Origin of the sequence: Coleofasciculus sp. FACHB-1120 (assembly GCF_014698845.1) — a bacterium.
In the GTDB taxonomy this organism is placed as follows: Bacteria; Cyanobacteriota; Cyanobacteriia; order Cyanobacteriales; family FACHB-T130; genus FACHB-T130.
In genome coordinates, this window is record NZ_JACJTV010000003.1 from 170930 (window position 1) to 187149 (window position 16220).

10 protein-coding genes are annotated in these 16220 nt (G+C 48.0%); 6 read left to right on the forward strand and 4 right to left on the reverse strand.

Features of this window, described 5'->3' with window-relative positions; translation table 11 throughout:
• Positions 1–51: 51 nt before the first annotated feature.
• The 3 genes from H6H02_RS04580 to H6H02_RS04590 all read left to right on the forward strand — a co-directional run bounded on the left by H6H02_RS04580 (position 52) and on the right by H6H02_RS04590 (position 8298).
• Positions 52–3105, forward strand: coding sequence for a DUF11 domain-containing protein (locus H6H02_RS04580; protein ID WP_190815100.1), 3054 nt, complete (start codon positions 52–54; stop codon positions 3103–3105).
• Positions 3106–3572: 467 nt separating this feature from the next.
• On the forward strand, positions 3573–7616 hold the full coding sequence (locus H6H02_RS04585; protein ID WP_190815102.1) for an isopeptide-forming domain-containing fimbrial protein: 4044 nt from the start codon (positions 3573–3575) through the stop codon (positions 7614–7616).
• Between the two features lie 73 nt (positions 7617–7689).
• Positions 7690–8298 (forward strand): pseudouridine synthase, encoded by a 609-nt coding sequence (locus H6H02_RS04590; protein ID WP_190815104.1) that lies wholly within the window; start codon positions 7690–7692, stop codon positions 8296–8298.
• Here the strand turns inward: H6H02_RS04590 and H6H02_RS04595 are convergent.
• Positions 8292–8456: a hypothetical protein gene (locus H6H02_RS04595; protein ID WP_190815106.1), complete on the reverse strand. Its 165-nt coding sequence runs from the start codon at positions 8454–8456 to the stop codon at positions 8292–8294. The genes H6H02_RS04590 and H6H02_RS04595 overlap by 7 nt on opposite strands.
• A gap of 66 nt (positions 8457–8522) precedes the next feature.
• Between H6H02_RS04595 and H6H02_RS04600 the strand changes: the two genes are divergently transcribed.
• Complete coding sequence (locus H6H02_RS04600; protein WP_190815108.1) at positions 8523–10832, forward strand: serine/threonine phosphatase; 2310 nt, start codon at positions 8523–8525, stop codon at positions 10830–10832.
• Positions 10833–10909: 77 nt separating this feature from the next.
• Positions 10910–12184 carry an FHA domain-containing serine/threonine-protein kinase gene (locus H6H02_RS04605; RefSeq protein WP_190815110.1) on the forward strand — a complete coding sequence of 425 codons (1275 nt, stop codon included), beginning with the start codon at positions 10910–10912 and terminating at the stop codon, positions 12182–12184.
• Here the strand turns inward: H6H02_RS04605 and H6H02_RS04610 are convergent.
• On the reverse strand, positions 12181–12402 hold the full coding sequence (locus H6H02_RS04610) for a DUF4327 family protein (protein WP_190415607.1): 222 nt from the start codon (positions 12400–12402) through the stop codon (positions 12181–12183). The genes H6H02_RS04605 and H6H02_RS04610 overlap by 4 nt on opposite strands.
• A 312-nt stretch (positions 12403–12714) precedes the next feature.
• On the opposite strand from H6H02_RS04610, the gene H6H02_RS04615 reads away from it, so the two are divergent.
• Positions 12715–13599, forward strand: coding sequence for a lipid kinase (locus H6H02_RS04615; RefSeq protein WP_190815452.1), 885 nt, complete (start codon positions 12715–12717; stop codon positions 13597–13599).
• Between the two features lie 23 nt (positions 13600–13622).
• Here H6H02_RS04615 and H6H02_RS04620 read toward each other — a convergent pair whose 3' ends face one another.
• Both H6H02_RS04620 and cimA read right to left on the reverse strand, forming a co-directional pair.
• Entirely contained in the window at positions 13623–14384 is a 762-nt protein-coding gene (locus tag H6H02_RS04620; RefSeq protein ID WP_190815112.1) for a Uma2 family endonuclease, read from the reverse strand.
• 136 nt (positions 14385–14520) lie between these two features.
• The gene (gene cimA / locus H6H02_RS04625; RefSeq protein ID WP_190815114.1) at positions 14521–16182 is read right to left on the reverse strand and encodes a citramalate synthase; all 1662 of its coding nucleotides are present in this window, start codon (positions 16180–16182) and stop codon (positions 14521–14523) included.
• Between the last annotated feature and the right edge of the window lie 38 nt (positions 16183–16220).

Consider the following 16220-nt stretch of genomic DNA (forward strand, 5'->3'; position numbering starts at 1 on the left):
TATCTGTTCCCTCCCATCTTGATGTCTTCACCCCTAGCGAGAGAAAGCAGAGTGAGTTCGCCGTTAAAATCCCAACATTTGCAAAAAATTAGCGCCTCCGTTAGCCGTTGGAGTTGTCGCTTCGGCAGCCTTGCCCTATCCATTTGCGCGATTAGCGGTTGGACTCAAGCGGCATTTGCTGAAGGCAGTCGCGAACTGACCGATAACCCAGGCTATCGCCCTTACTTGGAATATTATCAAAACGCTCCTTTTCTGGGTACTCCTATACCGCGTCGAAGTCGAATTAGAGTTTTCGCTAATCCAGGGGAAACCATCTATCTTGGTTCCAGTGCCGTTGGTGTTGGAGTTGGCGAGATCAGATATAGACCGCCCAATAGCACTACTTTTACTTCTTGTGGTGCAGGTATCGGAAAGATCGTCAACCGAGCGCAAGAGGTTGCAGGTCCAGCGCCCCTCAATCCCGCAGGCTACACTCCCTGTACAATTACAGCGGCCCAGACTGCCGCAACAGGAGCAGGAATTTGGGAAATTGATTTTGTCAGCCCAAATCCTACTAATGCTGCTATCAATAGCAACCCGCCCCCGGTTCTTGCCCAAGCTAACTGGACTCAGCCCAATCTGGGTGTGGTGACAGCTTGGGATGTCACCGTCGTCAATGGAAATACCCCTATCCCCGGTCGAGCTTATGCAAATTATTTGTCTCTCAATTTGGGAGCTAATAAGCCAGCAGAGTTGCGTTCCGAAGCCATTATTCTCACCGATGAAGGCTATCTGTACCGAATCGACCTGAATGGTATCGATCCCTTTGGATTTATCTTTTTCGCGAATAACAAAGGTTTCACACCAACTCCAAACGGCGGTCCAATTTACCAATCCGTTCCACTTGCAGGAAGTAACGTATATAACCCGGATCAGCCAGATTTCGGGACGGATGTCACCTATAAAATCTTCTTTAACCAACCCAGTTCTACCCTGCCGCTGCAAGCACCCATAACTCCAGCCAGTGGTGGTCAGACATGGCTACTGACGCCAGCCGTGGCACCTCCTACTCCCACTGATTTTAAATTTATAGGTACAGAGGGGACTAACAATCAAGCTGGTACTACTGACCCCTTGGGAGGTACTTTCAGCTTTAATACACCTGCACAGGGCAGTTACAGAGTTGTTCTCGATCTCAACCAAGACAGTATATACGGCAATGCCAACGATCGCGTACTGGTTGGTGTAGCAGAATCTGGGTTCAACACTGTACCTTGGGATGGCTTAGATGCCAATGGAGTGAATGTTTCTGCTAGCAATATCCCTTACGGAGCGCAAATTGTACTCAGTGCAGGTGAAATTCATTTTCCCTTTCTAGACCCAGAAAACAACCCCGAAGGTCTAATTATCCAGCGGCTCAATGAGCCAGCTGCGCCAACACTACCGGCTCCCAATCCTTTTGAGGTGTACTATAACGACGCTCCTTTAACCAATAATCAACAGGTTGCCGGAGCACCTACTCCTGTGAACGCTCTGGGAGGGGTTTCTAGTATTAATGGCGCTCATGGGTTTACTAACCTCTTTGGTAATGACAGAGGTATTGATACCTGGACATACTACCCATCTACAGTGACGGCTCTTCAAACAGGCATCACTGTGTCACAAGCCGATCTGCAAATTCAAAAAACCTTGGTGACTAACCCAGTCGTTGCAGGTAGTCCCATTACCTACACTATTACTGTTACCAATAACGGCCCCTCTAATGTAACTGGAGCAACGGTGACAGACAACGTCCCCTCTCAGATTACTGGAGTCACTTGGACTTGTGCCATTACTACGGGCACTGGTAGTTGCGGACAAGCTAGCGGTACGGGAAATGCTATTAACACTACAGTCAATCTCAATAATGGAGCTGTTGCCACCTATACCGTAACTGGTGCCATCTCTCCGATTGCACCATCTGAGCAATTGAACAATACGGCAACAGTCACGCGACCGAAGGATGTGACCGATCCCAATCCTGACAACAACACATCAAGCACTACGACTACCATTCAACCGAACCCAGTTACGCCTACTGGCATCAAATCAGTTCGTCTGTCCAACGACGCAGATGCTAGCGGTTCCGTGACGACTGGGGATACTGTTGAATACACCATCACCTACTTTAATGGTGCCCCTACTCCAGTCACCAACTTGCTAGTGACTGACAGCATCGACAGCAGTAAGTTGAGTTTCGTCCCTGGCAGTTACAGCTTTACCGCCTCCGGCGCTGGAACGACAGTGACAGGAAACCCGAATTTCAATGGCACAACTGACCAGAACCTTACTAATCCAACATCTTTGGGAACGTTGGGTGGAAATGGTTCTCAGGTGGTTATTAAGTTTCAAGCAGTTATCACAGCGCCAGCTGGTACGCAGATTCTCAACCAAGCTACTGCTACATCCGCAGGAGGAACCGTTGATTTATCTGTCACTGATGCTTTACAAAACGATGGTGACTTGCCTCAAGTCATAGATGACGGTAATAACCAGGGGAACCTTCCTAATCCTGCGGATGATGAACCGACTGTAGTTAACGTAGGCGGATCTCCTGGGAACGCGAATCTGCGTTTGGTGAAGCGAATTACATCTGTGACTAGAAACGGTGCGCTGCTGAATGGGATTAACTTCAATAGTTTTGTAGATGACCCAAACAGTGACGATGACAATGCAGCTGGTTGGTCACAACTATCACCAATAGGAGTTTCCACCATAGCGGCTGAAACAGCTTTGAGAAGCGGTGATGAAGTCGAGTACACTATTTATCTTCTCTCTGATGGAACTGCCCCAGCGAACAATGTCAGATTCTGCGATCCGATTCCAGCAGGGACAACCTTTATTGCCGATAGTTTTGGTTCGGGTGCAGGAATTTCGGTGAATCGTGCTGGAACAATTGCCCCCCGGACTAATGCTTTAGATGCCGATGAAGGGACATTTCTCGCGCCGCTTGCTCCTTTGCCTGCGGGCAATGCTTGCCCCAATCAAAATAATGCTGACGGAGCAGTAATTGTGAATTTAGGCAATATTTCTAATGCAACGGGTAGTAATTATGGTTTTACCCGCTTCCGCGTCAAAATAAACTAATCTTTATTGACTACGTTTATAACAAGCTTGATGGTGTTTTAACCAAGTTGATTTAACAAAAGTAAAAATGAGAACAAGGTTTGACGAATAGCCTTCTTACCCGCCTATATTTATGTATTTCTATGTAGCGGTAGATGGTAGTGCTTTTGGAGGCAATTGACGTTCTGATGGCTTGAACGATAGTTAGAAAAATAGGTGTGTGACAGCAGCTTTTGCAAATAGCGATCGCCATCTCGCCCTATTTAAACCATTCTGTGGCGTTCTACGCTTGAGGCGCAACCTGCTCGTTCGGCGGAATATTGAGTAATTCACTTTTTGCAACGCTTGTCAACTATTTAAACAATGGGAAGTAGCTAAGGCGCTCGCTCTTCTTAGCTACTCAAATATACATCTACCTATAGAGATATCTACACCCTTAATGCAATAATTTTATATTTCCAAGTAATTTATTCTTAAAAACTATAATTATGCAGATGTTCTTCAAGCACTCTCAGGAAGGGCAAGGACAGAAAATAGAGGATAGAAGAAACTTCTCTTCCTTATATAACTCTCTTTTATTTCTCTTCCCAAGCGTCACTTTAGTTGCTGCTTTAGTTTGTTACTCTACTGCTGCCCAAGCGCAGACTACTACACTCCCGTCTTCATCAGGACTCAACTTTCAAACCAGTGGCCCGTCTCGCCCGGCTGGTATTGGTGACTGGTACACTACGGCGACAAGTAATAGTCCCGACCGGCTTCATCGCTTCGCTGTTGACATCACGCAAGCCATGATTACTGCTGGGGGTGGCAGCGTCACTATTACGATCAACGATGCAGAGAGTAACGGAGTATTAGATGAAATTAATAGTGGTGCTATAGGAGCCGTTACTTGCACAACTCTACCTAGCACTTGCGACCCAACTCGTTTTGAGCTACGCACTCTAGATGGGGTAACAGTTCTCCAAACTCAAACAGTAGGAGGGACTACTGGAAATAACGCGCCTAACAACACGCCTGTCACTTTTACTGTTACTCAACCTGGCACGTACCAAGTTACCAGCGTAACTGGTGCAGGCCCAATATTTGGGATTAACACTGCTAGCCTCAACAATGACGATAACGGATTCTCAATTAGCGTTCCAACCTTTGGTCTTCCCCAAGGCCAACAAGCATTAATTGGTCAGTTCCAAGGTACGGTTCAGCAAAATACTGGGAGTGCCTTAAATGTCCCGCTCTATTTTCTTGTCGATCCAGGAACAATTAGTCTGTCCTTGCGGAATTTCGATCTAGATGAAGGTGGAAGCATTACCTATACTCGTCCCACTGGCGGGACAATCTCAGGCACAGAATCGGATGATGCTGAATGGAATGGTAGTAACACCTTAGACCCTATCCCTGGCAGTACTGGCGACAACTTTGCGGTGTCAGCTCTAACTGCTACTGGCGGTGATGCTGGGATATGGGGTTTGACAGTTGCAGGGTTTACAAATAATAACCAAACACTCTTTCAAGCGGCAGGAAATTTAGGTACCTTACCTCTTTTCGATAAACCTCCAACTAGAGCGGGTAATTTTGTAATTACGCCTAGCACTACACTGGAAACTACAATTGGCAACGAAGTTTGTCACCCATTTACTGTTACCAATAACTTTTTTACAACTGACATAATTAATCTAAACCTTACAGGAACAAACCCTAATTATGTAGCGCAATTTCGGGATGCCGCTACAGGTCTGCCCTTGACCGATACAGATGGCGATGAGTTACTTGATACGGGAATTTTAAACCCAGGACAAACTAAATCTTATAATCTGTGCGTGACACCAGGTGCAGGAGCGACTGCGCCCGATGTCAGCCAAATTCGGGCAACCTCTTTTATGGATAGAAAGGTCGATCCGAATGGTTACCAAACCAGGGAACAGTTCGTCACCAAAACGACTACAATCCCCACTCCACCTGTCGTCACTGGTACAAAATCCGTCGCCCTGGCAATAGATGCGGATGGGTCAGGTTCGGTGACAGGAGGCGATCGCATTCGCTATACAATTACCTACACCAACACAGGCCCATCTGCTGCTACTAATTTTCAAATAGTCGATACTCTCCCTGTTGGGTTAACCCTATTTGGCACACCCACTGTCACCCCCGCGGGACCAGGTACCAATGCCAGTGTAAATACCGCTTACAATGGTGCTAGTGTAAATACTCTACTCAATCCCGAGGCAGTGCTAGCACCCAGTGGCACAATTACTGTTACCGTAGAGGCTACTGTTGGCAGCGGTGTTACGGGCAACTTATTCAACCAAGCTACTGCCTCTTCAAATACCCCTGGTTTCCCGCCTGGTGGAGTGCCTACTGATGCCACCACTCCGCAAGGAAACATCGATCAGTCCCCATACCCAAATCAAGGTTCTCCAAGCACGCCAACGGGTATCACGGTCGGCTCAGCTCCCGTACCACTTGCCAACAAATCCGTCCGCTTTGTCAAAGACAACGACGGGACTCAAACACTCACCATCGGTGATGACCTTCAGTACACCATTATTGTCAGAAATCCTACTAACACCCCCATCAATAACTTAGTTGTTAGCGATGTGATTCCTGTCCAATTGCTAGTAGTAAAAAATAGCATTACCATTTCTGGAGGTTTTACAGCCGCTTCTAGCTTGCCTAACAATGATTTCAATGGCACGGGGAACCCTATTGTATTGACCAATCCCGGAACCCTGGCAGCAAATTCCACCGTGACTCTTACCTTCAACGCCCGAATCCTACCCGGATCTGCTAGCCCGATTACTAACCAAGGAAGGGTAAATTATGCAGGCGATAATGGCAATCCTGTACTTACTGATGCCAGTGACAGCACTAATCCGACTGCACCTGGTTCTAACAACAATCCGGGCGATCCTGGTGTAGGTACGGGCAACAATGTCAGCCAGCCCACTGGCGGCCCTAATGACCCGACTATCATCAAATTTATTAGCCCGTTTGAACCTAGCGGAACTAAATCTGTACGTCTATTCACGGATGCCGATAACAATGGTGTTTTAACTACTAACGATGTGGTGGAATACACCGTTACCTATACGAACTCCAATCCCAGCACCGTTATTACTAACTTTCTAGCAACTGACCCTCTCCCCAGTAGCTTAGCCTTTGTTCCTGGCAGTTATAGTTTTACTTTTTCTGGAAATGGGACAACAGTAACAGGGAACTCCAATTACAACGGCACAACTGACACGAATCTCACTAATGCTAACCCTTCAGGGGCGCTGGGTTCAGGCGGCGGTCAGGTGGTCATCAAGTTTCGTGCTCGGGTGACGGCGGGAGCGAATACGACGATTACCAACCAAGCTAGTGCAACATCAGTGGGAGGATTGAGTCCTTCGATTACAGATGCGGTGGCAGGTCCAAGCGATTTGCCGCAGGGATTGGATGATGGGACTAATCAGGGGAACTTGGGACCTACAGGGGATGATGACCCAACATTACTGAGTGTGGTGGCAACGCCCATCGTTTCCGGAACAAAATCCGTCGCCCTGGCAACAGATGCGGATGGGACGGGTTCGGTGACACCGGGTGATCGCGTCCGCTATACCATTATTTATACGAACACGGGGTCTGGTGCCGCTAACGAGTTCCAGATTACAGATGCTTTACCGACTGGACTGACTCTGGCTGTAACACCCACCGTTACGGTTGCTGGAACGGGCAGCAGTGCTGCGATTAATACAGCTTATAACGGTGTTAGCATCAATACCCTACTCGCTGCTGGAGCCGTTTTAGCACCGAATGGCACGATCACCGTCACTGTGGATGCCACCGTTGGCAGTGGAGTCACTGGCAACTTATTCAATCAAGCTACTGCCACCTCTACAACCCCCGGTTTTCCATCTGGAGGAGTGCCTACCGATGCTAACACTCCATCTGGCAGCATTAATCAAGCGCCCTATGGAGATACTGGTTCTGCTGACAAGACTGGCTTGACGATTGCTGCTTCTGGAGTCCCGCGTCTGCGTTTGGTGAAGCGAATTACCAATGCAACGAGAAATAGTATTCCGGTTAGTGGGATTAATTTTGGCAGCTTTCTAAATGAACCCAATGACACCAATGATGATGCTTCGGGCTTTTCTCAACTATCTCCCATTGGAGTTACTAAAATACCATCAGAGAATGCCTTGACTAGCGGCGATGAAGTTGAATACACCATCTACTTCTTATCTGATGGTGGTAGCCCAGTCAATAATGTCAGATTCTGTGACGCGATTCCATCGGGGACAACGTTTATCGCCAATAGTTTTGGTTCAGGTAGCGGGATTTCGCTGAATCGCGCGGGAACGGTTACTAACTCAACGAATGCTTCAGATACAGACGCTGGAGGATTCTTATCACCTTTAGCTCCATTGCCTACAGGAAATGCTTGCTCTACTCAAACCAATCCGGATGGGTCGGTTATTGTAAATTTGGGTGATGTTTCTAATGTTGCTGGTAGTAACTTTGGTTTTATCCGTTTCCGCGTCAAAATCAATTAATAGGAAATGGGTAATCGGTCATCAAAATGAACAATTATCCATTCCCTATTCCTCATTCCCAACACCCTGATTTGTGTACCGATATCTAATTTTTTACAAGCCTTATGGCGTCTTGACTCAGTTTACGGACAATACTCCAACTGAGCAGAAACGTAGCACACTGAAAGATTACATTCCCGTTCCCTTAGTTTATCCGGTGGGTCGTTTGGATTGGGATAGTGAAGGACTGCTGCTGTTGACGAATGATGGGCAAATGCAGCATCGCTTGAGCAATCCTCGTTTTGGGCATCCCCGAACTTACTGGGTGCAGGTGGAACGCATTCCGGATGAAAATGCTCTGGGAAGTTTGCGAGAAGGTGTGGTTATTCAAGATTACCGGACGCGAAAGACATTGGTGCAGTTGTTACCTAATGAACCAGAACTACCGCCTCGCGATCCACCGATTCGCTTTCGCAAGAATGTGCCGACAGCGTGGGTGGAGATGACTTTGACGGAGGGACGAAATCGGCAGGTAAGACGGATGACGGCGGCGGTAGGATTTCCGACGCTGCGGCTGGTGCGAGTTGCGATCGCTCACTTGCATCTTGTAGGTCTGGAACCCGGACAGTGGCGCGATCTAACTTCAATTGAGTTAGAACTATTAAAGAAGCTGTGTCAAACTGATGCTAGTCGCATTCAGTAGTTACGAGTCGCGATCGCTCGGTGGGTAGCGATCGCAGTACTGTAGACGTAGCACAAATCATTGAGGGTGCAAGACGTGCGGATGGCGTTGTCGTCTGCTAACGCTAACCTTAAGACTTCTACCTGTTGAGGTTGGAAGCTTCGATTGTGACGTGGCAAACTAGATCGCAGTTACTTTGTCTCCCTTCAGTAAACACACCACACGGGAATTGAGGAAGTTCCGCCATGCTTGTCTGTCCCGACTGTCAGTTTGAAAATCCAAATACCAACAAGTTTTGTCAAAAATGTGGAACTTCCCTAACCCACAAAGTTTGCTCTGAATGCAAAACTCAAGTGCCATTGAATCTTGTAGAGTGTCCCAATTGTGGTGCCACGACGGGAACGGTGTGGTGGGCGATTCTCTCAAAAGATTCAAACTCGCAACTTGCCGCTTCCGGCTCAACCGTAGGAGAGCCGGAAGCGGCAACAGCTCCTTCTAGTGGGAATCGGGAAGTTGCAGATATCACCTCGTCTGCTGAAACAACACAGCCGTTACCGGCTGCGTCTTTAGACGCCAATGCAATGCCAACAGAGGTTACAGCCGAGCCAGACGAGACAACTGTACCCTTGCCGAACGCTTCAGGAGTACAGGAGTTGCAGGCAACCTCTGTACCAGCGGAAAACACTTTGCCAGCAGATTCTATAGCGTCTACAATATCGCCTTCCGATTCTGTTTCATCAACAGATGTTCAGACTCTAAACGCGGAGAACCCATTAACCGCCTCAAGTTCGGCTGCGGAGACTTCGACAGAGACGACCCGTGAAAATAGCAGTAGCGGGGAAACGAACCCAATCACACCACAGATTGTATATTTAGACCCCCAGCAGCGTTATCAATTGCTGGACGCCCTACCGTCTTATTCGGACAAGGCTGAGGTGATGGTGAGAGTTTTGGACTGTCAGCCGTTCCAAAAAGCTCCGCTTACAGCCATCATGGAGCAACTACAAGGTTCTGAGGCCGTGAATGCTGGGAGTAACTCAGAAACAGTGGCTTCTTCGGCTCAATCGGTCAAAAACCGGAATTTTATTGACCAGACTCTGAATGTAAATTCGTTAGCCGCCAAAAGTATTCCCAATATTGCCCAAGCATATTTGGATTTACAGAATAACTTGTCCCCGACCCTACCAGCGATTCATGATGCATGGCAGCAGGACAGCACTTCTGTTGTGCTGTTAGAAGACCGTTCCCAATGGCCTTTGCTCAACGATCTGGGCAGTTATGCTCAAATTCCGCTGTTGCAGATTTTGTACTGGCTGGATGAAATGGCAAAACTGTGGGTAGCGCTAGAACCCTGGCAGATGCGTCAGAGTCTGCTGGAGCTATCAAACCTGCGTGTGGATGAAGATCAAACACTGTGCCTACAACGCTTGTATAAAGAGCCAGCCAACGCAACCTTGTCACTCCAAAATTTGGGGCAAGTCTGGAAAGAATTATTTGAACTATCAGGGCGATCGCAGTTAGATTCTCTGGAGAAACTCTTGGACAACCTGCAAAGCGGTAAGATTCAAAACCCCTCAGACTTGCGATCGCAGCTACAGGCGATCGCTGAAGAGCAAGAAGATTCTCAGGTCTCAAAAACTCGGATTCAGCCACCCCTCCCCTCAGAGAATCGTGTCCCTGACGCGAGCGAGGGCGATGATATGCCCACCATCATCCTGCCGATGCAGTTGCTTAGTCTCGACGATGCAGGTTGCACGGATATCGGGCGGCAACGGGAACACAATGAAGACAACTTTGGCATCAACACGGAAGTTAAAAAGCAAGAAACTCCACTAGGTCGAACCGTCCAAGCGCGAGGGCTGTATATTCTCTGTGACGGCATGGGAGGACACGCTGGGGGTGAAGTGGCAAGTGTGATGGCGGTGGATACTATCAGACGCTATTTCCAAGACAATTGGCAAAGCCGTTTACCTACAGAAGACCGTATTCGAGAGGCAGTGCTTTTAGCCAATAAAGCGATTTTTGATATTAATCAACAACAAGAACGTTCTGGCTCTGGACGAATGGGGACGACTCTTGTGATGGTTTTGATTGAGGATACCAAAGTAGCGATCGCTCATGTTGGGGATAGCCGCCTGTATCGTCTCAGCCGTAAACGCGGTTTAGAACAAATTACAATCGACCACGAAGTCGGCCAACGGGAAATCCAGCGAGGGGTAGATCCTGCCATTGCCTACGCTCGACCTGATGCCTACCAGCTGACCCAAGCTTTGGGACCGCGAGACGAGAATTTTGTCCGTCCTGATGTCCAATTTTTGGAACTCAATGAAGATACTTTATTGCTTCTGTGTTCCGATGGTTTATCAGATAACGACCTCATAGAAACTCACTGGCAAACTCACCTTTTGCCCCTCCTGAGTTCTAGAGCTAACCTGGATCAGGGTCTTTTGCAACTCATTGACCTCGCCAATCAGCACAACGGTCACGATAACATCACAGCGGTGGCTATCCGAGCGAAAGTGCGACCCAACCTGGATCAACATCAGATGTTTTAAAAGTTTTGAATTTTGAGTTTTGAGTTTTGAATTCAAACTTAAAACTCAAAGCTCAAAGCTAATAACTCAAAACTATTATGGTTACGCTGACCCTTCTCGCTCCCTCGTCTCCCTCTCCGCAGCAGTGGAACTTCCAAAAAGCATCCACGATTCGGATTGGTCGCGCCCCTGATAATGACGTAGTTCTTAATGATGGTATGGTTTCCAGGCACCATCTAGAACTCCGGAGAGTAGGCAACTCATCCAGTAGCAACGGAGGCACGCCATCCGTCCAATGGTTGTTGGTCAATCAAGGCACGAATGGCACCTTTGTCAATGGCATTCTGGTTGCCCAGGGAGAGGTATCGGATGATTGCCTCATCCAGCTGGCGCGAGGAGGCCCGATCCTGAAATTCCAACTCAGCAGCAAAGAGGAGCCAGCCACTCTCTCTCAGAAGCCTGAAGAAAAGGCACACAGTCTTCCGATTCCACAGCCAGCAGTCAGTTCTCAAGCAGCTTGTTCTCACTCCGGAAATCCACCGGGTAACTTGTTCTGCATCCACTGCGGGCAACCTTTGGTAAAGATACATCGCCACATCCGTCAGTATCAGGTGTTGAGGACGCTGGGACAAGGAGGTATGGGCACCACGTATCTTGCCTGGGACCCCGAACGCCCGCGCGGGGCGGCTCTCGTGGTGCTAAAGGAAATGAATGCTGATATGGCACAAAATTCTAAAGCCAGAGAACTCTTTGAACGAGAGGCTCGTACCCTGAAGACGCTACATCATTCAGGAATTCCCCAGTATTATGACTTTTTTGTGGAGGGTGGCAAGAAATACCTGGCAATGGAGTTGATCCAAGGCGAGGATTTAGAAAAGCGCATCTATTTAAAAGGGCCAGTACACCTAAAGCAGGCGATTGAGTGGATGATTCAAGCCTGCGAAATCTTGGGCTATATTCATAGCCAAGACCCGCCCCTCATCCACCGGGACATTAAACCGGCAAATTTGATGGTGCGTTTTCGGGACAATCAGGTGGTGGTATTGGATTTTGGAGCAGTCAAAGAAATTGGTACGCCACCGGGGACACGCATTGGTGCCCCAGATTATAGCGCCCCAGAACAAGATCGGGGTCAGCCAGTGACGCAATCAGATTTATATGCGATTGGACCAACCCTGATTTTTCTGTTAAGTGGCGAAAGCCCCCAAAAGTTTTATAAACGAAAGGGGATGGGTTACAGATTCAATGTTGAAGGGATGCCGACAATTACACCCCAACTGCGGATCGTGATTGAGAAAGTGACAGAACCCCGACCGAGCGATCGCTATCAATCAGCATGGGAACTCTCCCAAGCTTTGACCGCCTGTCTTTAATCCTCGTCTTCCCAAGCTTCAACCGCCAGCAGTTCGCTGACTGGATCTTGCATGGTGAATCCAAATTCCAACAGTTCTTTTTTCCAGTAAGACCACTCATCTCCATAGAGGAGAGCGATTTTCCAGAGTTTATCTGTGGGCTTGATAATATTCGATGTTACAAGTGAATGCATTTGACGCTGCATTTTCACCATTGGGTGAATTACTTGCTGAGTCATAGGGTCTAGAAATCAGTTTTGTAAATACTAGAAAGTAAAAAAGCTTCCTGCTTCTGAGATTTAATGCGTAGAATTCTATGCGCTAGGGAAGCAATCCTTTATCCTTGTAGCGCATATCAGGGCATTCTGGCAAGTGTTTTGACAAGTTTTGTACGGAAATTACTACCGTCTCTTTCCCTAAAAGCGATTGGCAACTCTTTTGAGAACACAAACAGGAGTACCACTGGCTGCAATCGGAAGCATATACTTGAGGCTGGGAGGATTGGGATAATTTCCTTCTACCCATGACCGATTTCCCTCAAAACAATGCAAATGAGTCAGCGGGCACTGCTATTAGTGAATCCGAATGCTCGACGAGGTCAAGACGCCAGACAGCAAGCATCTGAACGATTGCAACAATTGGGTTTTGAACTGGTGGATGAGAAGAGTGAAAATCCCAAGCAGTTTTCTGACCTGATTCGGAAACATCGCGAACAGGTTGATTTGGTCATCATTGGGGGTGGAGATGGCAGCGTTAATGCGGCAGTCGAAGGATTGTTAGATACTGACTTACCTTTGGCAATTTTGCCTTTAGGCACCGCCAATAATCTGGCGAGAACCCTAAACATTCCCCAGTCGCTGCCAAAAGCTTGCCAAATCATTGCTAATGGTCAAATTCAGCAGATTGACTTGGGCTGGGTGAACGGGCAATATTTTTTCAACATTGCCAGTCTGGGACTGAGTGCAGAAGTAAACCGCAGAGTTTCTAAAAGATTAAAGCGGCATTGGGGCGTTTTTGCTTATATTGTTACGGCAGTGCAAGTTATTTCGACTGTGCGACCTTTTTGGGTTGATATCCACTGGGAAGGTCAGTCTATCGAAGTAAAAACTTTGCAGATTACGGTGGGGAATGGTCGTTATTACGGCAGTGGCTTAGTGATTGCGGATGATGCCACCATTGACGATCAAAGGCTGGATCTGCATAGTTTGGAAATTAAGCATTGGAGGGAAACCCTACCCTTGGTATTTGCTGCTTTGCGGGGAAAATCTGCGATAGGTAGGGGGGTGCGTACCATCCAGGGTAAAGACATTGAGTTATATACTCGAAAACCTTATCCAATTAACACCGACGGGGAAAGGACAACGGAGACGCCAGCCCGATTTCGGGTAATTCCACAAGCTCTATCGGTTTTTGTACCGTCATCTCCTAAAAGGTAGGTAAATAGGGTTAGAACGATCGCTTACTCTGGATCGATACCGAGCGATCGCAGTTGTTCAGCCAACCGCTTGGCGCGTTGTCGTTCTTGTTCTAGTTGCGATTGAGCCTGTTGAGCTTGCGTTTGTGCTTGTTCTAGTTGGGATTGAGCTTGTTGAGCTTGCGTTTGTGCTTGCTGAGCGCGTTCTACTGCCTGTTGAGCGGCTTCCTCCGGGGTCGGTACGCGATCGCCTTCTGGAGTAAAGTAGCGTAGCTGTCCCTGTTCTACGCCCAGATACAAGCCTAGCTCCTCACTCCAACGCCAGCCGCTCTCGTTCGGGGCAATTTCTTGATATCTATTTCCCATCAATCGAAAACCTTGAAATTCTAGCGTATCTGGCGAAAACCAGAAATATTCCGGCGTGCGGAAGCGATCTTGATACAAGTCTTTTTTCAACGTGCGGTCTGTCGCAGCAGTAGAAGTCGATAGCAACTCGATAATCAAATTGGGATACTTGCCATCTTCTTCCCACACCACCCAAGCATTGCGAGGACGTTTTTGAGTTGGCTTGACTAAGAAGAAATCGGGGCCCCGAAAATCTCGATTTCTCAGTTGTTGCCGACTAAAATAAATCGTGAGATTGGCACCGATAAAAAAATCCTCTGTTTCACGCCACAACCATTCCAGACAAGTAACAAGCAACAGCAGTTGCATATAGTGCAAAGAACTTTCCATTTCTGGCTCATCACTATACAGTTGACTAGCGTCGGGCATCATCGCATCTAGTTGCTGGGCAGTTAAAGTCATCTTCTCTCCCTCGCACTGGTTTAGCTTCATTGTGGCGGATGAGAATGTGATCGCGTTTGAGGATTTTCTCAAAATGCGATCGCTATCAAATTTTATTGAGAAAGACGTAATTAACTCTGGTTTCTATATCTGGTTTCTACAATTGTGTTGCTGCAACTTCTGTCGTCCGACTTGCTGAAGATTGCAACAGCAAACCGTACTCAATTCCTTCGACCACTGCCTGATAAGAAGCTTCTAAGATATTGCTAGAAACTCCCACAGTTGCCCAGCGCTGATGACCGTTGCTAGATTCCACGAGAACGCGAGTTTTGGCTGAAGTCCCCGCACCACTGTCCAGAATCCGCACTTTGTAGTCAGTCAAGTGAAATACGGCAATTTCTGGGTAGAAATTGACTAAAGCTTTGCGTAATGCAGCATCCAGCGCCGAAACTGGGCCATTTGCTTCCGCAGCTTCCAAGATATCTTTGCCATTGACAGCAACTTTCACGGTGGCGAGGGCGTTTGCATTCCTGACGATATCGCAGTGAACTTGAAAACCCTTGAGTTCAAACATTTGCTGTCGTTGTCCCAATGCCTCGCGCATCAGCAAATCGAAACTTGCTTCTGCTGCCTCAAACTGATAGCCTTCATTCTCCAGTTCCTTAAGGCGGCGTAGAAGTTGGCGACAGGCGGGATCTTGTTTCTCTAGGTCAATGCCAAAACTGCGAGCCTTTGCCAAAATATTACTTAATCCAGCTTGGTCGGAAATCACAATTCGACGCTCGTTGCCGACTTGTTCTGGCTGAATATGTTCGTAAGTCAACGGGTTGCGTTCAACCGCCGAAACGTGGATGCCACCTTTGTGAGCAAACGCAGAACGACCCACAAACGGTGCGTGTTCATCGGGAGCCAGATTGACGACTTCGCTGATGGAACGACTGGCGGCTGTCAGGTGTAGCAGTTGTTCATCTTGAATACAGTCGTATCCCAGTTTGAGTTGCAAATTGGGAATCACAGAGCAAAGGTTAGCATTACCGCAGCGTTCGCCGTAGCCGTTGATGGTGCCTTGCACCATCCTAGCTCCTTCCATAACGGCTGCTAAAGCATTCGCCACTGCTGTATCAGAATCATTGTGCGTGTGAATGCCAAGAAGCGGGAGGTTTCGAGTTTTGAACTCACTGCTGGCTTCTGACTGCTGAGGGCTGATTCCGATTACACTGGCGACATCCCGGACAATTTGACTAATTTCGTGGGGAAGCGTGCCGCCATTGGTGTCGCAGAAGACGAGCCATTCTGCACCGGCGGCGATCGCACTCTCTAAGGTCTTGAGCGCATAATCCCGATTGTGCTTATAGCCATCAAACCAGTGTTCCGCATCGTAAATCACCCGCCGCCCCTGACTGCGGAGATATTCAATCGTATCTCCAATCATCGCCAGATTTTCTTCTAAGCTGGTCTTCAGACCTTCTGTAACCTGTAAATCCCAGGATTTGCCAAATATCGTCACCCAGCGCGTTCCCGCCGCGAGAATGGGCTGCAACATCGGATCTTCTGCCGCAGTTGTATGGGGACGGCGAGTCGAACAAAAGGCGACAATTTCTGAGAAGGAGAGTGGTTCTTCCTTCAATTGCCAAAAAAATTGTACATCTTTAGGATTTGCTCCAGGCCAACCCCCTTCAATAAATGGAACGCCCAACTTATCTAGCTTTCGGGCAATTCGCAACTTGTCTTCGAGTGACAGCGATAGCCCTTCGCGTTGGGCACCGTCGCGCAATGTCGTGTCGTAAATCCAAATTCGGTTTGTTTGATCTGAGTGCATGGGAAGTTGTCGCCGAGGGAGAAAATTTAACAGCTAAT